Here is an 18661-nt window from a genome sequence, read left to right as displayed (position 1 = left end):
CCATACCGACACATAACGATAAAATGGGGTGGAGAAAACAGATGAATAACAGAGTATTAGTTACCGGTTCGAGCCGCGGTATTGGTAAAGCCATCGCCTTAAAACTCGCCGCAGCGGGTTTCGATATCGCCCTGCATTACCACAGTAACCAAGCAGCTGCTGATGACACTGCCGCGCAAATCCGCGCGCTTGGGGTGAATGTGAGCCTGCTGAAATTTGATGTCGCCGACCGCGAAACCGTCAGAGCCGCCATTGAAACCGACATTGAGGCCAATGGTGCCTATTATGGCGTGATCCTCAATGCTGGTATCAACCGCGATACCGCCTTTCCTGCTATGACAGAAAGCGAGTGGGACAGCGTCATCCACACTAACTTAGACGGCTTTTATAATGTTATCCACCCCTGTGTCATGCCTATGGTACAAGGTAGAAAGGGCGGGCGCATCATCACCTTAGCCTCAGTTTCTGGCATTGCGGGCAACCGTGGCCAAGTGAATTACAGCGCCTCAAAAGCGGGTATTATCGGCGCGACTAAGGCATTGTCATTAGAACTGGCAAAACGCAAAATTACCGTCAACTGTATCGCTCCCGGCTTGATTGAAACCGACATGGTGACCGATATTCCTAAGGATATGGTCGAGCAATTAGTGCCGATGCGCCGCATGGGTAAACCCAGTGAAATCGCCGCCTTAGCCGCATTTTTAATGTCTGACGATGCCGCCTATATCACTCGCCAAGTGATATCAGTCAATGGAGGCATGATCTAAATGAGCGAGCCGACAAATCAAACCCGCTTAGGGAAACGAGTGGTCGTCACCGGCATTGGCGGCATTACAGCCCTGGGACATGATTGGGAGGCGATAGCAGCGAGCCTTAAGGCGCAGAAAAACTGTGTTATCGCTATGGGCGAATGGGATAAATACGATGGCCTCAATACCCGCTTAGCCGCGCCCATTAGCGACTTTGAAGTGCCAAGCCATTATTCGCGCAAGAAAATTCGTTCTATGGGTCGGGTTTCTATCATGGCGACCCGCGCCAGCGAGCTTGCCCTTATTGATGCGGGATTATTGGACGATCCTATCGTGTCCTCGGGTGAAATGGGTATCGCCTATGGCTCGTCCACTGGCAGTACCGATGCCATCATCGCCTTTGGCGATATGTTGAAAACCGGCGATATGTCGGGCGTCACCGCCACAAGTTATATCCGCATGATGGCACACACCACAGCGGTGAATGTGGGGGTATTTTTCGGCTTAAAGGGCCGAATTCACACCACGAGCAGCGCCTGTACCTCGGGGAGCCAAGGCATAGGTTACGCCTATGAAGCCATCAAATACGGTCATCAAACCTTAATGTTGGCGGGCGGCGGTGAAGAACTCTGCCCCACTGAAGCCGTCGTGTTCGATACCCTGTTTGCCACTAGCACTAAAAACAGCACTCCCGAACTCACGCCACGCCCCTTCGATGCGAGCCGTGATGGCCTCGTGATTGGCGAAGGGGCTTGTACGCTGGTACTCGAAGAGCTCGAACACGCCAAGGCGCGCGGCGCCAAGATTTACGCTGAGTTAATCGGTTTTGGCACGAATTCAGATGGCCAACACGTCACCCAACCGAATGCGCAGACCATGGAAATCGCCATCAGGTTGGCGCTCAAAGACGCCCAGCTTGAGCCTAGCGCCATAGGTTATGTGAACGCCCACGGCACGGCAACGGATCGCGGTGACATCGCCGAAAGCCACGCGACCCACGCAGTATTTGGTGCTGGTATGCCGATTTCATCCCTTAAAAGCTACACGGGCCACACCTTAGGCGCATGCGGCGCGTTAGAAGCTTGGGTGAGTATTGAGATGATGAATGCGGGCTGGTTTGCGCCGACACTCAATCTTGAAAGTATCGACCCACAATGCGCTGATTTGGACTATATCCGTAACGAACTGCGCCCAATCGACACAGATTATGTGATGAGTAATAATTTCGCCTTTGGCGGCATTAATACCTCGCTGATTTTTAAACGCTGGGCCCAATAACAACATATAAAAACCACATAAGGATATCACCATGAAACCACTGTTTGCAGGTATGCTGCTTAGCATCAGTTTATTAAGCTCGCCTTTATTGTCTCAGGAATATACGGTTGAAACCTATCAAGAAATCTTTAAGGGTGATAACCAATTCAAGCAAAAAGAAGCCATTGAATCACTCACCATCGCTGGTTTATCCGATCCTGCCATTTTTGATGCGCTCGAAGCCAAGCTACTCGCATCTTTGCCCCAAGCCACTGAAAAAAATGCCATTGACTACAGTGCTTGGTTAGTCAAAGGCTTAGCTTATTCAGGCAATGATAAGTACAGCGAAACCATCAATAAGATTGTTAATGGTGATTATCCTAAAAAACTCAAGAAATACGCAGGTCAAGCTTTAGAAAACATAACGATATATAAAAAATGGAATGCGATTCTTGCGGACAAAAGCCAATATACTGCCGATCAAAGTCAGCAAAATAATGCCTTTGCCAATGCCCTACGCAGCAATGATTTAGAATTAATGCGTCTCGCGGCTAAACGCATCATAGATGACCGCCAGTACGATGATTTTATCCTAGCCGTACTCAGTAACGAATTGAAAACACCACGCTTAATGGCCGATGACAAACTCGCCATCGATACCTATGCCAACATGGCAAAAGCGCTAGCTAGTTCGGGGAATACCGCTTACCGCAATGTGATTGAAAATATGGCAACCGCAAGCTCAAACAAAAAACTCAAAAACTACGCCGAGAGTTATTTAAAGAAGTACTACTAAACCTGCCCGTTTTACGCTTAATCGAGTAAATCATGGCCGAGCTTATCCTCGGCCATTTTTATATTCACCTATACAGGCTTGCCATGGTAATCACTCACTACACTGTGAAAGAACCTAGAGGCTCTAAGTTGATAAACGAGAGTTACCGAAGGCGAAGAGGCAATGAAACATAGATATTGTTCAGAGTGAAGCTAACCATAGTACAGGCTCGACGACACGCAGCAAGTCCATTCTTGGATGCTCGACCGCCCCGTCCATGGGGCGGACGGTCGTCTCGCCAATCACTATGACCTACCTTTCGAGCATTAACGTAGCCTTTAAGTTCAAAAGACGAGAGCTAACATTTAACGATGGCATATTCAGCCAAATATTTAAAAAAATTCACAATAAATATCTTGTTAACCTCGAACGAAGTCAGTCCATCAATTTAAAAACAACATACTCAACAAGCCACTTTGCCGTAAATAGAACTACGGCATATGAGTAAAAGGCATTAGTTGACGGTTTTAGCTATGGACGTCTTCGTTAATTTTATTCTTATTTAGAACACTTGCGTAATATTTGCTGTACGCAACTAGAGCAGGATAGCTGTGTAACGTAATTTTGACCGCATCTGTAGTTCCAGCTTTATCTGTGGCTTTCCGCACGCCTTCATCGAGAAGGCGCCATGTTATCTTATAGCTTATGAATTCTTTAAGTGGGAATGCATGTGTGGAACCACTTTGAGTTATATTCTTTATCGGAAAGCCAGCGCTAATTGAAAATAACTCTTCATCGAAAGGTAGTTCAACGAATAACGTAGACTCCATAACTCGATAGCCACGCACAAAATCTAACTCAGATGGGGGCTCAATATCGGTAGCGAATTCAACTCCCTGATACAAGGCAAGAGCAGTTCCGTGTAAGGCTAAAGGATAACCATGATAAGTGGCGTTCCGCAGTGCTTTTAAAATATTTGTATATGCATTCCAGCCCTCAAATTCTCCTGCAGCCCAGTTATTTCCTGTTAGAGAGCGGAACTCCTTACGCATTGTTTCTGTTAGCTGCTGGCTTTTATATATGTACTGTTCAAATGCCTGTCGAAATCGAAAAGGGTACCTTCTAGAATTATTTATTTCGTAGTACAGCCGCTTCAGGTCCTCTGCAACTATTTGTGTTTTTAGAAGATTTCGCATACGTTTCCTTGCAGAAAATCGAACTTCCCGTTAAGTCCAAATAGACTAGAATTCAAACTTTTATGGGTAAATGATTTAAACATGGCAGTAAGTTATCACCGCCATCGAATCAGGTTTAACTATTTTACTACACAAGGAAACCGAGAAGATAACAGCATTTTTTACTGCAAAAATTTGACGATAGGTATCGAGCAAAATAAGGCAATCTAAAACTCCTCAGAGATGACTTAGCTAATGGCTTAGGATTTGCTTATCCACCATGGCGCATTGGCAAACAGACGACAAAGTGCGATGACGCCATTATGGATAAGCCACAATAATAGGGAGCACCCGATCTGCCATGAAATCCACCACAAGAGCCATGAAAATCACCTTAGATGACCTTAAAGGGCCTGAGATTGCGGCTTTACTGCAGGAACACCTCGACGATATGCGGGCAACCTCTCCGCCTGAAAGCGTTCACGCATTAGATCTTGACGGCCTGCGTCAGCCCAATATTCGCTTTTGGACCCTGTGGGATGGCAATAATTTAGCGGGCTGCGGTGCACTAAAATGGTTAGATGCCGAGCACGCCGAGATCAAATCCATGCGCACCGCCGCGCCCTATAAGCAGCAAGGTATAGCGTCTAAAATATTGCAGCACTTAATTAACGATGCTAAAGCCACAGGCATTAAACACCTGAGTCTAGAGACAGGTTCGATGGACTTCTTTAACCCCGCCCGAATGCTCTACACCAAATTTGGCTTCGAAAGCTGCGGCCCCTTCGACACCTATCAACTCGATCCCAATAGTGTGTTTATGACAAAGAAAATCTAAAAAACATGCGCCTTAGTCTTTGAAATTCATCTCTAAGGCGCTTTGCTGCAGTTAAGTATTCGCTCGCTTAACTACTGATACAGTTCTGTGCCCGTTCCACCAATGGATAATAAACCCAAGCAACAGCCCCCAAAATGCGCTGCCGATGCCCAGCACACTAAAACCCGAGGCCGTGACCAAAAAAGTGATCACTGCCACTTCGCGATCTTCAGTTTTAGCTAATGCGGCGGTCAGGCTATTGGCGATAGTGCCAAGCAGGGCTAATCCGGCGATGGCCAGTACTAATTCCTTAGGTAAAGCGGAAAACAGGCCGACCACAGTGGCGCCGAGTAACCCAGTGATAAAGTAAAATACGCCGCCCCACACTGCCGCCCAGTAGCGGGTCGCGGGATTCGGGTCAGCTTCTTTACCCATACAAATCGCCGCTGTGATGGCGGATAAGTTAAAGGCAAAACCGCCAAAGGGCGCGAGGATAACCCCGATGAATCCTGTAGTCGTGATCAAAGGTGAAATGGGCGGCCTGTAGCCATTACCGTGCAGCGCAGCAACGCCCGGCATATTTTGCGAGGCCATAGTCACTACAAACAGCGGTAGCGCCACGCCAATCACACTCGCCAGCGAAAACTCAGGCGTGGTCCACACTGGCATAGCCAGTTGCAACTGAACCGCATCTAGCTTGAGTAAATCTAATTGAAAACTCATGCCTATACCCACCAACAAGGTCAGCAAGATGATGTAACGCGGCGCAAAAGGCTTAACGACGACAAACACCAACAACATGATCAAAATTAGACTCAGCTGGGTTTGCATCGCCTGAAATAGCCCTAGGCCAAATTGCAGCAGAATCCCCGCCAACATGGCTGAAGCGACTGACTGCGGCATGATACGAATAAGTTTATCCATCCAGCCCGCCACCCCGCAAAGAGTGATTAAAATCGAACTCACCAGAAAAGCGCCTATGGCTTGGTTTACGCTCAACCCCGCTAGGCTAGTCACCATCAGCGCCGCGCCCGGTGTAGACCAAGCCGTTAGAATAGGATTCTTGTAGTAAAGCGATAACCCTATGCTGGTCACGCCCATGCCCAAACCTAAAGCCCACAGCCATGAACTGATCTGTGCAGGTGTCGCACCCACAGCCTCCGCCGCTTGAAAGATGATCACAGCCGAGCTGCTATAACCCACTAATACCGCAATAAAACCCGCTGATATTTTTGATAAACTCCCTGCATCTCGCCACATATCCACTCCCTTTCTCTGCAATTAGTGTCGCCATTATTTTGTGCGCTATAACTTATAAAATGAACAAGATAGTTTTTTGTGCGTTATAACGTACGAGATGGACAAGATAACACCCGTGCGTTATAACGTACAAACTAAATTTTCATAAAAATGATGGGGCCATTGTGCAGACGATAAACAGCTATCTCGCCACCACGCTTAAAGCACTTCGCAACCAAAAGGGATGGAGTTTAGATAAAGCCGCCCAAGAGACGGGCGTTAGTAAGGCCATGATAGGACAAATCGAGCGCGGTGAATCAAGCCCAACCATTGCGACGCTATGGAAAATAGCCAGTGGATTCAATATCTCGCTGTCGACCTTTCTCGAACCCACGCCCCAGTGCCAAGGCGCAGTATTCCGTAAGCCCGACGAGTTACGCCAACAACCCGCTACCGACGGCATGCTAGTCGCCTCACTCTTCCCCTTTGAAGAGCGCTTCGGTTTCGAGATGTTTGAACTCACCCTGCAGCCAAACTATCAGCGCCTTTCTGAGCCCCATGAAACGGGTGTCACTGAGCATGTCATTGTCTTGAGCGGTACTATGGAAGTGCTAGTCGATGGCGAGTGGCAACCACTCAAGCAAGGTGAAGCAGTACGATTTGCGGCCGACAAACCCCATGGCTATCGCAATCTAAACGAGCAAACCGTGGTATTCCACGACATCATTCACTATCAAAGAGCTAATGTGTCTAGCCTCTAACTACTTGCCTAGTGCCGGCAATGCCAAAAACCATTCACTGCCGATAATCTGCAGCGCTTGCACTCGCCAATTCATTAGAATAAACTTATTGAAAATTTCCTAATGGTAGGGGCAATGCAATGTTTCAATCTTTACTGGCTAAGTTATCCGGCAGCCACTCGGGCGAAAAATGTTGGCAATTGATTGAGCAAGGCGCACGGGTGATTGATGTGCGTTCACCAGAGGAATTTGCCTCAGGTCATTTGCCCCAAGCCATTAATGTGCCATTGCCAACGCTCGACCAATGGTTACACCAAGTCGACAATAAGCAACATCCCTTCGTGCTCTACTGCGGCGCAGGGATTCGAGCACAAAAGGGCTGCGACATTCTCAAGGCCAATGGCTTTAGCTGCGTAGTAAATGGTGGTTCGCTTAAAGATTTAGTCTGCTGCCAGCCGAGCTAATTTAAGCCTTGGTTGTACGGCGCTAATCAGGCCAGTCTGTATATTGCGATGACTTAAATATCTGCGAGGTGGTGTATGCATAAAACAAATCATACCAAAGCGTTACAGTTTGAAGCCACACAGAGTAACACTGCTGAAAAGCCGCTTGAAACTGAACGCCATACACGCTTTAGCATCAGTCGTAACCGCGACCAAGCCAGCACTAAGATGCGTTATGTTGAGACAAGCACCCTCGCCAAAGGCTGCAGCCTTTGCGAATAAACAGCTTAGCGTGCCACTTAAACCTAGCCGCTCGAGTCTAGTTGCTCAAACCTAGCCACTTAAGCAAAGCGTGCTTAGCTGAAATGCACATACAAAAATGCCAGCCTATTAAAGGCTGGCATTATTTATTCAGCCAAATCAAATGGCTCAGCTAATCAATGGGACAATTAAGCTTTCAGCTGATCGATACTGTGTTTCGCTTCGCTCATGCCTTTGTCGTGGGCTTCAGGGCCCATGTTCAACGCTTCGGCGTAAACAACTTCAACATTAGTGATACCAATAAAGCCTAAAACCGTTTTCAAGTAAGGTACAACGTGATCCGTTGGGCCATCTTTGTGAGCGCCGCCACGGGTCGTCACTAACACAGCGCGTTTACCTTCCACTAATCCTTTTGGACCCGTTTCAGTGTAAGTAAAAGTCACACCGGCACGGGCGACAAAATCGATCCAGTTTTTAAGTTGAACCGGAATCGTAAAGTTGTACATAGGTGCAGCGATAACAATCGTATCGTTCGCTTTTAATTCAGCGACTAAGGTATCTGATAAGGCGAGCATTTCTTGCTGACGTGCCGATAATTCTGCACCACCGCGTAACCCAGAAGCGATTTCACCGTCTACCATAGGCAGTACGTCTTTACCGCCTAAATCACGTACTGTAATAGCGGCGCCTTGGTTTTCCCAGTGGCTCGCTAAGTGGTCAATTAACACGGCAGATTGTGAATAACCGCCAAGAATGCTTGATTTTAAAATTAAGACTTTAGACATAATCTGCTCCGAAAATAGGTAAATGACTCAGAGTCAGATGGAATATCTCAACTCTATGACGCTAGTGTATTAGCCCATAAAAAAGAAATAAAGCGGATAAAATCTGAGATTAGCTTCGATTTTTTAGAAAGGTTATACGTCATCTTCGACGTACAGATACACTAAGTTGTTTTCGACGCATTCATGCTTTCGACTTACTAACATACAGGCCTTCAAAAACCGCACACAGTGAATCCATACAATACAATTGCACTTCCAGCTTCACCTTAACTCTGCGCCCCCTTTGTAACGGGCTGAGATCCACATCTGGCCATTGTACTTTTACCACAGGGTCACAAGTCACAGGAGCAAGATAACGAATATGGGCATCGGCGAGCACAATATCACCCGCCACGCCCACCAACTGTTGATTTAGCCACACGGCACCCCAGCCTGTTAAGGTCATCAAGGTATAAATGCTGCCCGCAAACATGGTCTGATGCAGATTAAGATTGGGCGTCATCGGCGCTGTGACTCGAAACTCTCCCTCGATATAATCGAGTGGCACTATCTGCATAAACTCGCTAACGGGGATCGTACTGTGCCAAGTCTGGTGTAATTTAATGAGTAATTGATCCATGTGCATTCCCTTAATACTCCCTTGGTACAAGCGACATTGATTATGCCTAGTACCCCATCACCTAGACCCCTAGATAAACATCACGATAGAAGCTACACCTGCAGATTAAAGGTCACTGGGCCATCATTGACTAAGGACACTTGCATATCGGCGCCGAACTGTCCGGTTTCTGTATGAACGCCCTTAGCGCGGCAGAATGCGACAAACTCTTCATACAAGCCTAAAGCTTGTTCCGGCGTACCCGCCCCTGAAAAACTCGGCCTCAAGCCACGACCCGTATCGGCAGCCAAGGTAAATTGTGACACGACTAACAAAGACCCACCGACTTGTTCTAGATTGAGATTCATCTTGCCATTTTCATCGGAAAAAACGCGATAACTCATGACTTTAGTCGCCAACTTTTCCATCTTCTCGCGGGTATCTTCTTGCTCGACACCGAGCAGAACCAACAAGCCTTTATTGATTTCACCTAGGGTTTGGTTATCAACCACCACACTGGCGCGACTCACTCTTTGAATTAACGCAATCACAACTTTTCCTTTTAGATTAAGGCTTAACGGGAACCATTTGCGGCATTAGCGGGAGCGGGCGGATATATTGCTCTACGCCATCAGGCAAAGATTGTACGACCTGCGCTAAGCCGCCATTCGTCCACAGCATAAAACGACGTAACTCTTCTATTTCAATACGGTCGGCAAAGGTCACTGTACCTTGTACTTGGATCACTGCGCCTTGGTCCAACAACACAAACTTGGCAAAATTAAGCTTCTGATTCAAGGTGCCAATCACGGCAGGCAACTCTTGGCTAGCCTGCAATTGCGGGTGCACAGCATAGAAGCGATTCATTAAAATACGGTCAATGCCCGCCGAATTGATACTCGGCTCAAGCAAGAATTGGTTATTGCCAAACTGCACAGCCACTTTAGTCGGCGCAACTTGGGTGGCGAGATAATTTGCGTTAATCAGCGCTTGGTACAAGCGATCAGCGGCAGTTTCATTGGTCAACCCACCGAGTTCAACAACTTTGGGCGCGACAGGGGCACTCACGACCTCCTGAGCCACCACAGGGTCAATCGCGCTGGTTTGCGAGGGCGACGTAGCGGCACAGGCGGTTAATCCGAGTAAAGTGGCACTGATGAGCAATGTTTTCATTGTATTTCCCTTTGATGTATCCACGACCACATAGCATGGATTTCTGCTGTAACCGCCAAAAACAAAGACTCACTATTGAGCATATGTCCGCCATCGACAACAGATTGAATTGTAATAGCATGCTCCAACCCAGCCAAAAAATCGCGTAATAGCGCCGCTGGACAAATCGCATCCTGCATTCCTTGCAATAACACACTACGCGCCTTCACTCTAGGCGTCACGCGCTGTAACACATTCATGGCATTGAAGTAATTATGTCGAGCAAAGTGTAACTCGATATTGGCTAATGCTAATACGGATTCGGGTAACAGCCTTGGTAGCACTAACCTCGCCCCCGCAAGCTGCAACTCCCACTGCACCCAACGCCGCGCAAAATGGTATCGCACATTTTCATCGGCTGATGCCAAACCTTGATGGTACGAATCCAGTAATTCAATCAGCGATAACTGAACCGGAAAAATGTCATTGAAGAGTCGATAAGCAGCAGGTTGCAATTTTGCCGCGCCGTCAGCGCCATAGAGCCAGTCGAGACCTTCTTTGGATGGAATAAATAACGCCCACAGTACCTGTGCAATCACCCGCTCTGGAAATAATCCGCTGTAAATTAAGCCTAATGTGGCCCCAAAAGAGCCACCAGCTAAACACCAACGCTCAATACCCAATGCAAGGCGAATCGCCTCAATATCACTAATCAAACCAGTGAGATGGTTATTTGCTAAATCGCCAAAGGGTAAAGATTGTCCAGAACCGCGTTGATCTAAAAGCAAAATCCAATATTGATCGCCATTAAATAAAGCTAAATCACCGATATCACAACCCGCTCCTGGACCGCCGTGCAAATACAGCAGCGGGATACCTTGTGGATTACCGTATTGCGCCAGATGCAATTGCTGACCATTGCCAACGTTAAACCAGTCGCGACGGATAAAAGATGGGAAGGATTCAGGCATTCAGTGTCATCGCCATTAATAATCCTCTAATGGAGTCATTCAGATTTAGCCACCGCCTTGAGTGCCGTCACCTCAGCCGAAGTTAACACCGCAGCGGAATTATCTTGGGAGGCATTTTCTAGAGGCTTAGCATTCAGAGCTGTTTCGTCATCATCTGAGATCGACTCATAATCTAAATATTCAGGCATAGCGGCGGTAATTTCCGCGCCGAGTAATACTATCATCCACGATAAATACACCCAGACAAAGATAATGGGGATCACGGCTAAAGCACCATAAATCGCTTCATAACTCGGAAACTGAGTGACATACAAAGCAAAGGCTTTTTTACCTAACTCAAACAAGATTGCGGCAACAATCGCCCCTAATAGTGCATGTAGAAACTTCACTTTTTGATTAGGCACCACCATATACAACAATAAAAATGCCGCCACAGAGAAAAGCATAGGTAAACGCTCAAGAAACACGGGCACCACACCCGACAACTGACCGTCAAAGACCTTCAGTGACACCACGTAGGAAGTGGCGACCAAACTGGCCCCCACCAATACCGGGCCCAAAGTGATGACCATCCAATACATAGAAAAAGCCACCACCACTGAACGCTTCTCTTTAGTACGCCAAATGTTATTGAGCGATTTATCAATGGCGGAAATCAGCAAAATGGCAACCACAACTAAGGCCGCAATCCCAACCGCAGTCCCCTTAGAGGCATTGGCCACAAACTCATTGATATACACTTGCACTGTGTCGCCAGCGGCGGGTAAAAAATTCTGATAAACGAAACCTTCTATCTGTCCACGTATCCCCTTAAATACCGGAAAAGCTGACAGCATAGACATAGTCACCGCCACCATAGGCACGAGTGACAACAGTGTGACATAGGCTAAATGTCCGGCGCGGATATTGATTTGATCTTCCACTAAACGCCGTCTCAAATGCAGCAGGAATTGCCAGATCCCGAGGAATAAGGCGCGAATTTGTGCCAGTTCTATCTTCTTAGTCACGGGTTTCTCTTGATTCTGTTGGTATAGACTCGTTATCTTCGTACAATAAACACTTAATTTACAAGTCTAAGGAGTGAATTGATGTCTCAACAAGGATCTGCAGGTAACGTTATTTCCGCTATTGCTAGCCTATTTTTTCCTGGGCTAGGCCAATTATTGCAAGGCAGAATAATGGCCGCACTGTTATTTTTCATTATCACAGTGGTGGGTTATGCCCTCTGGTGGCTGATTGTGCCCGCGGTAATAGGTGCTATCTTTCATCTGTGGAGCATTATCGATGCGGCTCGATTTAAAGCCGATTAATTAATTTCATTCAGCGACGGAACCCCCAATGAAAAGACTGATAGCTTCAGGGCTGATTGCCACAAGTCTCCTGCTTAGTGGTTGCCAGAGTGCCTACTACGGCGCAATGGAAAAGGTCGGTTACCATAAACGCGATATTATGGTCGACAGAGTTAAAGATGCGAAAAAATCCCAACAGGATGCTCAAAAAGAGTTCAGCTCTGCCCTAGAAGAAATGCAAGCACTGCTCAATTACAGTGATGGCAACTTAGAAAAAGCCTATAGCAGAGCCAAAGATGAATACGAATCGGCTCAAAGTGCCGCCGACAACGTCAGCAACCGTATCAATAAAGTCGAAGATGTAGCCGAAGCACTGTTCGATGAGTGGCAAAATGAAATTAGCGAGATCAGTAAAGCCAACCTACGCCGCAACAGTGAAGCTAAACTCAAAGAAACGCGCCGAGCCTATGAACAATTGATCAAAAGTATGCGCCGTGCCGAGTCAAAAATGCCGCCGATACTCACCGCCATGAAAGACAATATGCTGTATCTCAAGCATAACTTGAACGCCCAAGCCATTGGTGCGATTAAAAGCGAATTTGCGAGTCTGCAAACCGATATTTCTGGCCTGATTAAAGAGATGAACACCTCGATTAACGAATCGAGCAAATTTATCGAAGCACTCGAAAAATCAAAAAATTAATCCAAATACCCCACTGAACGCCTAAGCCCTAGCAAACTAAATTGCTAGGGCTTTTTATTCTTTGTGTGACCTCGCACGCTGTCCCTGCAAGCCATACTTTATTTGTGCAAGACTAAAACACTTAGCTTTGTGAGCTATGGCGCGCTTTAATTGATTGATAGCGCGAATCTTAGATCTGACGCACAATTTCACTTATTACTCAAAAACTTATCCTCAGTTCACCACTCAGAGCCTGTACTTGTAACTTATTAGCTGTATTCATCACTATGACTTTTATCGAATCACTCACGCTGATGTTGGCACTCATGTATCTCGCCTCCCTCAGCTATTGGAGCGGCCAGAAATGGGGCGCGGTCGCCACACTGTTGCTCAGTATCGGTGCGGTGGCAATGAGTCTTTATTGGCCACTGGCTCTCGGGCTTCTTATTGCACTGCCACTGATGCTACTTGGGCATAAATTTGCGCCTGATGCACTCAAGGGTGAAATTAAAATCAATACCCTTCGTGAAGGGACTCAACATGTTTTAGCGCTATCGCTCTTGCTGGTTGCCATACAATACACAATCAATACCGTACTGCTTAAGCAAGGAATCACACCTTGGCTAATGCGCCCAGACGTAGTCGATGCCTTTTTACCGATTGCGGGTGGCATTGAGCTTAAAGCCATTATCAGCCTCAATTTGTGGGATCAAACCCATCCTGCGGCAGCAGTCATGCTAGCGGCGGTATTACTCACAGGTTTACTCTGCAAGCGGGCATTTTGCGGTTGGGCTTGCCCATTAGGTCTGGCAGGGGAATATCTGTATTCCTTTAGAAAACGCTTTATTAAATCAGAGCTTACACCACCCGCTTGGCTAGATTGGCCACTGCGAATGTTGAAATATCTATTACTCCTAGCACTTTGCTACATAGTCATTGGTATGCCAGCACAATCCATCCCCCATTATCTTGAAGGTAATTATCATAAGATTGCCGACTTGAAGATGGCATTGTTCTTCCTAACACCCAGCCTAATCACGCTACTGGTATTTGCGCTGATCCTCGCTTTAGCTGCATGGCGTCGTCAGGGATTCTGCCGTTACTTGTGTCCCTATGGTGCAATGCTTGGGATCTTAAGCTTTGCGAGCCCATTAAAAATCCGCCGCAATACCCAGCACTGCCTTATCGAAGCAAAAGGGATGAAATGCGACAAGTGTACCCGCGCTTGCCCAGCAAACATCATAGTGCACACTAAAACCACGGTTCGCAGTGACGAGTGCCAAGCCTGCATGCGCTGTGTCGCGGCTTGCCCTAAATCCGCCGCCCTCGGCCTTGGGCTGAAATCAGGCCATAGACTCGGTCATAAGGGATTGCTCGCATTAGTGCTTATCGCATTATTTATCCTACCGCTGGGCGCTTACTTAGCAGGTTTCTGGCATAGCCAAACACCAGACAACATCCGCATGGAATTGATCCAAGTGATTAATAGAATTGGGCACTAGAACACCTAAAATGACACATATGATGGGATCCAATTGCGATGGAATAAAACACTAACGAAATTGAAAAACAGCAGCAGATAAGACTAGAAAACCTCAAAATGGAAACCTTTAGGTACAACTAAAGGTTGACCCACTTAGTAGGAATAATCTGAAAGGATTAAAATAAAATCATATAGAACAGATGCTTAATTGACACGAAATCTAATTACTGGTCTAATTCGCGCGCATTTAATAAAGGAATGTATTAACCAAAGGAATTATTGTGTGAAAAAATCATTATTGATCGCTCTTACTGCTCTGCCATTATTTGCTTATGCTGGCCCATTCGATTCAATCGTTAAATCAGCAACTCAATCTGTCACTGACACAGTGAATGATACGGCAACCAATGCGTTAGACAGCGCAACGAATGAAGCGATTAAAAATACATTCGGCATTAAAGAAGGCTCAACCAAGCAAACAATCACTGAAAAATTAGGTGCGCCTGCTAGTACTTATAATGAAGCGGATCTAGAAGTTTGGGCCTATGATCTTAGTGCGTTAAATGCAGCTTCTCCAATGCTGGCAGAAACCACTAAGACTTTGCTAAAAGATAATGAAGTCGCTCAGAAAAATGTGACTATCAGTTTCAAAGGTGAAAGTGTCAATGCGGTAAAATTGGCAGATAAAGCTAAGTCATAAGCTTGACTGCTCACTCGATAGGGCTCTAAGTCCTATCGAGTATCCCGACGTCCTCGGTCGCACCACAGCGATGATAGGCGTCAGCAATAAAGCCACTGCCAAGTAATACTATCCAGAAAAGACCTCACGTGCCGCCTAGTGACACACTCAGCTAACGCAATCCAGTAACCTCTCATCAGCAACCCCTGCTAAGCAATACCAACAAGCTTTGCCTGATTTTGAATAATCCCAGCAGGCTTGTGTTAAATAATACTTGGGCTAAATGATACATTAGGTGAATGCAAAAATTTTGTCTCACAAAACATACTGCAGATAATGGCTTACATCACTCTCTACAGTATTTTTAATATATACGTCATAAAATTGATTACAATCAGGCAACAGCTAGACTTTATCGCAGATAATATTCCTATACGGATATTAGAAAAATGGTTTTATGTTCCCCAACGGAGCTAACCTATGCGACCCGACCGACAGCAATTGATCCATTCGTTATTTGACGAATATATTGAGATGTATGCCTCCCGTGATGACAGGCTAACTCGTCGCTTTAGTGATAACTTTAGCGGCTATGCAGGGAGCAGTGACCAGCTTGTCACCAGCAGGGAAGAGTGGGTGCGAATCACTCGTCAGGACTTTGCACAAGTGCCTGAGCGAATCCACATCGAAATGTTAGATCTTTCTTTACAAGACCTTGCCGACAACCTCGTGGTTGTGACTGCCTTTTTCCATATCCACTTACCTATCCCTAATCCTATGCTTTCCCGCGAAACAGCACGGCTAGTGTTGATATTTCACCGAGAAAACAACGACTGGATGATTGTCCACAGTGGCATATCCATCCCCTACGGCTTAGCCCACAAAGGGGAGATTTACCCGATCGCGCGATTAGAGGAGCGTAACGTCGAACTTGAATCCATGATCACAGCTCGAACTAGTGAACTGGCAGAAGCCAATAGGCAACTTGAAATACTCAGCAATACCGACGGTTTAACCAATATCGGCAATCGCCGCCTATTTGACATGATGTTACAAACGGAGTGGAGTCGTGGACAAAGGAGCAATTCATCACTGGCCCTCATCATGCTCGATATTGACCACTTTAAACAATTTAACGATCACTATGGCCACCTCGCCGGAGATGATTGCCTTAAACAATTAGCGAGTACACTGTCCCAGTCCGGTCGCAGAGCGGGCGAATTAGTCGCTCGCTACGGCGGCGAAGAATTTGTCATTCTATTACCAAATGTCGATAATCAAACCGTACTTGAGACAGCACAGCACATCCATCAACTGATCCAAGCCATTGCCATTCCGCATGCAAATACCGACCTTGGGATTGTAACAGTGAGCGCAGGCGTCGCCTATCTGCAACCCTCTAACAAACAAAATGCTTTAGAACTCGTTCGCCAAGCGGACGCCGCCCTCTACCGCGCAAAATCCGCTGGCCGCAATTGCATACGGGTGATGGATGAGGACTACTAATACCCATTACTCAATTTATCCTAACAAAAAGCCCCGCACAGTTTCCTATGCAGGGCTTTTTAAACCGATAGACTCACCTTAAGGGCGTGTCACCTGAATCAACAGGCTGGCATTAACCGCGGTTAAAGCGCTTACGATCGTTTTCAGTCAAGTGTCTCTTACGAACACGAATGTTCTTAGGCGTTACTTCAACTAATTCATCATCATCAATGAACTCAAGCGCTTGCTCAAGTGTCATTGTGATTGGCGTAGTCAGCACTTGGGCTTCGTCAGTACCAGAAGCACGCATGTTGGTCAGCTGCTTACCTTTCAAACAGTTAACTGTCAGATCGTTTGAGCGAGCGTGAATACCAACCACTTGGCCTTCGTATACTTCAGCGGCGTGGCCGATAAAGAGACGACCGCGATCTTGCAGACCGAACAGTGCGAAGGTCAATGCCTTACCCGTTGCGTTAGAGATCAATACGCCGTTAGCGCGTTGACCGATATCGCCACCTTTGTGCGGACCGTAATGGTCGAATGAGTGATAAATTAGACCAGTACCAGAAGTCGCAGTCATAAACTCAGTTTGGAAACCGATTAAACCACGGCTTGGGATGATGAAGTCGATACGTACACGACCTTTACCATCAAGCTGCATGTCTTTCATTTCAGCTTTACGGGTACCTAATTTCTCGATTACTGTGCCTTGATCTTCTTCTTCAACGTCAACAGTTAACGTTTCAAATGGTTCACACAGTTCACCGTCGATAGTTTTCAGAATAACTTCTGGACGTGATACGGCTAACTCGTAACCTTCACGACGCATGTTTTCAATCAAGATTGATAAATGCAATTCACCACGGCCAGATACACGGAAGCGGTCTGGACTTTCTGTTTCTTCAACACGCAGTGCCACGTTGTGGACTAATTCTGTTTGCAGACGCTCCAGAATGTTACGTGAAGTCACATACTTACCTTCTTTACCTGCAAAAGGTGAAGTATTAACTTGGAAAGTCATGGTCAGAGTAGGTTCATCAACAGTCAAAGGTGGCATAGCTTCTACTGCACCAACGGCACAGATAGTGTCAGAAATTTTCAGCTCGCCTAAACCAGTGATAGCAACGATGTCGCCAGCGTTAGCAATTTCAACTTCAGTACGGTCTAGACCCATGTAACCTAATACTTGGCCCATTTTACCGTTACGAGTTTTGCCATCAGCGCCAATAATAGTCACTTGTTGGTTAGTTTTAACGCTACCACGCTTGATGCGGCCGATACCGATAACACCCACGTATGAGTTGTAGTCGATTTGCGAAATTTGCATCTGGAACGCGCCTTCGGCGTCAGCATCTGGGAAAGATACTTTTTCAACGATAGTTTGGAACAGCGGCGTCATATCATCGCTCGCTACATCCGGATCTAAAGTTGCAAAACCGTTTAACGCAGAAGCGTAGACGATTGGGAAATCTAGCTGCTCGTCAGTTGCACCTAAGTTATCGAACAGGTCGAATACTTGGTCAATAACCCAATCTGGGCGTGCACCTGGACGGTCAATTTTGTTAATAACAACAATTGGCTTTAGGCCTTGAGCAAACGCTTTCTTCGTTACGAAGCGAGTTTGTGGCATTGGACCGTCAACGGCATCAACCAGCAATAATACTGAGTCAACCATAGATAGAACACGCTCAACCTCACCACCGAAATCGGCGTGGCCTGGGGTATCAACGATGTTAATACGGTAGTCGTTCCACTTGATGGCAGTATTCTTTGCCAGAATCGTGATCCCACGTTCCTTTTCAAGATCGTTGGAGTCCATCACCCGCTCAGTGGCTTCTCCTCGGGTTGCAAGGGTGCCTGACTGTGACAGCAACTTGTCTACCAGGGTCGTTTTGCCATGGTCAACGTGTGCAATAATGGCGATGTTACGTAAATTCTCTAGCACGGATAAACCTCTTACCATCAAACAAAAATAGGGATATTTCAGTAATTCGTTATGGTGATCTAGCTCGATCTACCACAATAAAAAGCGTGCCATTCTACTCCAGAGCGGCCTTGGCGCACAGGATTATTTTTGAACA

General features: G+C 46.6%; 21 protein-coding genes. 12 read left to right on the top strand and 9 right to left on the bottom strand.

The features are described 5' to 3' along the window. The first annotated feature begins 41 nt into the window (after positions 1-41). From GWI56_RS07165 to GWI56_RS07155, 3 genes are read left to right on the top strand one after another with little or no spacing between them, the layout of a single operon-like run. Entirely contained in the window at positions 42-767 is a 726-nt protein-coding gene (locus tag GWI56_RS07165) for a 3-ketoacyl-ACP reductase FabG2 (RefSeq protein WP_198572524.1), read from the top strand. Next, on the top strand, positions 768-2027 hold the full coding sequence (locus GWI56_RS07160; RefSeq protein ID WP_198572523.1) for a beta-ketoacyl-ACP synthase: 1260 nt from the start codon (positions 768-770) through the stop codon (positions 2025-2027). 31 nt (positions 2028-2058) lie between these two features. Then, positions 2059-2802, top strand: coding sequence for a hypothetical protein (locus tag GWI56_RS07155; RefSeq protein WP_198572522.1), 744 nt, complete (start codon positions 2059-2061; stop codon positions 2800-2802). 506 nt (positions 2803-3308) lie between these two features. Here GWI56_RS07155 and GWI56_RS07150 read toward each other — a convergent pair. Further along, positions 3309-3977 carry a hypothetical protein gene (locus tag GWI56_RS07150; RefSeq protein WP_198572521.1) on the bottom strand — a complete coding sequence of 223 codons (669 nt, stop codon included), beginning with the start codon at positions 3975-3977 and terminating at the stop codon, positions 3309-3311. A 340-nt stretch (positions 3978-4317) separates the two neighbouring features. Between GWI56_RS07150 and GWI56_RS07145 the strand changes: the two genes are divergently transcribed. Continuing rightward, the gene (locus GWI56_RS07145; RefSeq protein WP_198572520.1) at positions 4318-4794 is read left to right on the top strand and encodes a GNAT family N-acetyltransferase; all 477 of its coding nucleotides are present in this window, start codon (positions 4318-4320) and stop codon (positions 4792-4794) included. Positions 4795-4845: 51 nt separating this feature from the next. Here GWI56_RS07145 and GWI56_RS07140 read toward each other — a convergent pair whose 3' ends face one another. Further along, complete coding sequence (locus tag GWI56_RS07140) at positions 4846-6033, bottom strand: benzoate/H(+) symporter BenE family transporter (RefSeq protein WP_198572519.1); 1188 nt, start codon at positions 6031-6033, stop codon at positions 4846-4848. A gap of 164 nt (positions 6034-6197) precedes the next feature. On the opposite strand from GWI56_RS07140, the gene GWI56_RS07135 reads away from it, so the two are divergent. From GWI56_RS07135 to GWI56_RS07125, 3 genes are all read left to right on the top strand, one after another. Continuing rightward, entirely contained in the window at positions 6198-6773 is a 576-nt protein-coding gene (locus GWI56_RS07135; RefSeq protein WP_198572518.1) for an XRE family transcriptional regulator, read from the top strand. A gap of 119 nt (positions 6774-6892) precedes the next feature. Next, positions 6893-7216: a rhodanese-like domain-containing protein gene (locus GWI56_RS07130; RefSeq protein WP_105251132.1), complete on the top strand. Its 324-nt coding sequence runs from the start codon at positions 6893-6895 to the stop codon at positions 7214-7216. 75 nt (positions 7217-7291) lie between these two features. After that, complete coding sequence (locus GWI56_RS07125) at positions 7292-7477, top strand: hypothetical protein (RefSeq protein WP_198572517.1); 186 nt, start codon at positions 7292-7294, stop codon at positions 7475-7477. A gap of 167 nt (positions 7478-7644) precedes the next feature. Here the strand turns inward: GWI56_RS07125 and azoR are convergent, their stop codons facing one another. From azoR to GWI56_RS07095, 6 genes are all read right to left on the bottom strand, one after another. Beyond that, complete coding sequence (gene azoR / locus GWI56_RS07120) at positions 7645-8241, bottom strand: FMN-dependent NADH-azoreductase (RefSeq protein ID WP_198572516.1); 597 nt, start codon at positions 8239-8241, stop codon at positions 7645-7647. 181 nt (positions 8242-8422) lie between these two features. Continuing rightward, positions 8423-8860 (bottom strand): thioesterase domain-containing protein, encoded by a 438-nt coding sequence (locus tag GWI56_RS07115; RefSeq protein ID WP_198572515.1) that lies wholly within the window; start codon positions 8858-8860, stop codon positions 8423-8425. A 92-nt stretch (positions 8861-8952) separates the two neighbouring features. Further along, positions 8953-9390 (bottom strand): D-aminoacyl-tRNA deacylase, encoded by a 438-nt coding sequence (gene dtd / locus GWI56_RS07110; protein ID WP_131524019.1) that lies wholly within the window; start codon positions 9388-9390, stop codon positions 8953-8955. 16 nt (positions 9391-9406) lie between these two features. Next, entirely contained in the window at positions 9407-10012 is a 606-nt protein-coding gene (locus tag GWI56_RS07105; RefSeq protein ID WP_198572514.1) for a hypothetical protein, read from the bottom strand. Continuing rightward, complete coding sequence (locus GWI56_RS07100; protein WP_198572513.1) at positions 10009-10962, bottom strand: alpha/beta fold hydrolase; 954 nt, start codon at positions 10960-10962, stop codon at positions 10009-10011. The genes GWI56_RS07105 and GWI56_RS07100 overlap by 4 nt, the downstream gene beginning before the upstream one ends. 35 nt (positions 10963-10997) lie before the next feature. Further along, the gene (locus GWI56_RS07095; protein WP_198572512.1) at positions 10998-11969 is read right to left on the bottom strand and encodes a virulence factor BrkB family protein; all 972 of its coding nucleotides are present in this window, start codon (positions 11967-11969) and stop codon (positions 10998-11000) included. A gap of 81 nt (positions 11970-12050) precedes the next feature. Here GWI56_RS07095 and GWI56_RS07090 point away from each other — a divergent pair, with 81 nt between their 5' ends. From GWI56_RS07090 to GWI56_RS07070, 5 genes are all read left to right on the top strand, one after another. Beyond that, positions 12051-12272 carry a hypothetical protein gene (locus GWI56_RS07090; RefSeq protein WP_006079786.1) on the top strand — a complete coding sequence of 74 codons (222 nt, stop codon included), beginning with the start codon at positions 12051-12053 and terminating at the stop codon, positions 12270-12272. A 28-nt stretch (positions 12273-12300) separates the two neighbouring features. Then, positions 12301-12954: a DUF2959 domain-containing protein gene (locus tag GWI56_RS07085; protein ID WP_173497437.1), complete on the top strand. Its 654-nt coding sequence runs from the start codon at positions 12301-12303 to the stop codon at positions 12952-12954. 266 nt (positions 12955-13220) lie between these two features. After that, positions 13221-14435: a 4Fe-4S binding protein gene (locus GWI56_RS07080; RefSeq protein ID WP_105251123.1), complete on the top strand. Its 1215-nt coding sequence runs from the start codon at positions 13221-13223 to the stop codon at positions 14433-14435. A 264-nt stretch (positions 14436-14699) separates the two neighbouring features. After that, on the top strand, positions 14700-15116 hold the full coding sequence (locus tag GWI56_RS07075; RefSeq protein WP_105251122.1) for a hypothetical protein: 417 nt from the start codon (positions 14700-14702) through the stop codon (positions 15114-15116). A 459-nt stretch (positions 15117-15575) separates the two neighbouring features. Further along, positions 15576-16601 (top strand): diguanylate cyclase, encoded by a 1026-nt coding sequence (locus GWI56_RS07070; protein WP_198572511.1) that lies wholly within the window; start codon positions 15576-15578, stop codon positions 16599-16601. 112 nt (positions 16602-16713) lie between these two features. Here GWI56_RS07070 and typA read toward each other — a convergent pair whose 3' ends face one another. Beyond that, positions 16714-18525, bottom strand: coding sequence for a translational GTPase TypA (gene typA / locus GWI56_RS07065; RefSeq protein ID WP_105251119.1), 1812 nt, complete (start codon positions 18523-18525; stop codon positions 16714-16716). Positions 18526-18661 lie beyond the last annotated feature (136 nt).

This window comes from Shewanella sp. DW31, from assembly GCF_015767295.1.
Taxonomy (GTDB): domain Bacteria; phylum Pseudomonadota; class Gammaproteobacteria; order Enterobacterales; family Shewanellaceae; genus Shewanella; species Shewanella oncorhynchi.
Note: the sequence above shows the minus strand (reverse complement) of the source record. Positions and strands in the feature narration are given on the sequence as shown.

Excerpts from the sequence above, each read along its gene's own strand:
- GWI56_RS07165 (WP_198572524.1), top strand. The coding sequence starts at position 42 with ATGAATAACAGAGTATTAGTTACCGGTTCGAGCCGCGGTATTGGTAAA.
- GWI56_RS07160 (WP_198572523.1), top strand. The coding sequence starts at position 768 with ATGAGCGAGCCGACAAATCAAACCCGCTTAGGGAAACGAGTGGTCGTC.
- GWI56_RS07155 (WP_198572522.1), top strand. The coding sequence starts at position 2,059 with ATGAAACCACTGTTTGCAGGTATGCTGCTTAGCATCAGTTTATTAAGC.
- GWI56_RS07150 (WP_198572521.1), bottom strand. The coding sequence starts at position 3,977 with ATGCGAAATCTTCTAAAAACACAAATAGTTGCAGAGGACCTGAAGCGG.
- GWI56_RS07145 (WP_198572520.1), top strand. The coding sequence starts at position 4,318 with ATGAAATCCACCACAAGAGCCATGAAAATCACCTTAGATGACCTTAAA.
- GWI56_RS07140 (WP_198572519.1), bottom strand. The coding sequence starts at position 6,033 with ATGTGGCGAGATGCAGGGAGTTTATCAAAAATATCAGCGGGTTTTATT.
- GWI56_RS07130 (WP_105251132.1), top strand. The coding sequence starts at position 6,893 with ATGTTTCAATCTTTACTGGCTAAGTTATCCGGCAGCCACTCGGGCGAA.
- GWI56_RS07125 (WP_198572517.1), top strand. The coding sequence starts at position 7,292 with ATGCATAAAACAAATCATACCAAAGCGTTACAGTTTGAAGCCACACAG.
- azoR (WP_198572516.1), bottom strand. The coding sequence starts at position 8,241 with ATGTCTAAAGTCTTAATTTTAAAATCAAGCATTCTTGGCGGTTATTCA.
- GWI56_RS07115 (WP_198572515.1), bottom strand. The coding sequence starts at position 8,860 with ATGGATCAATTACTCATTAAATTACACCAGACTTGGCACAGTACGATC.
- GWI56_RS07105 (WP_198572514.1), bottom strand. The coding sequence starts at position 10,012 with ATGAAAACATTGCTCATCAGTGCCACTTTACTCGGATTAACCGCCTGT.
- GWI56_RS07100 (WP_198572513.1), bottom strand. The coding sequence starts at position 10,962 with ATGCCTGAATCCTTCCCATCTTTTATCCGTCGCGACTGGTTTAACGTT.
- GWI56_RS07090 (WP_006079786.1), top strand. The coding sequence starts at position 12,051 with ATGTCTCAACAAGGATCTGCAGGTAACGTTATTTCCGCTATTGCTAGC.
- GWI56_RS07085 (WP_173497437.1), top strand. The coding sequence starts at position 12,301 with ATGAAAAGACTGATAGCTTCAGGGCTGATTGCCACAAGTCTCCTGCTT.
- GWI56_RS07080 (WP_105251123.1), top strand. The coding sequence starts at position 13,221 with ATGACTTTTATCGAATCACTCACGCTGATGTTGGCACTCATGTATCTC.
- GWI56_RS07070 (WP_198572511.1), top strand. The coding sequence starts at position 15,576 with ATGCGACCCGACCGACAGCAATTGATCCATTCGTTATTTGACGAATAT.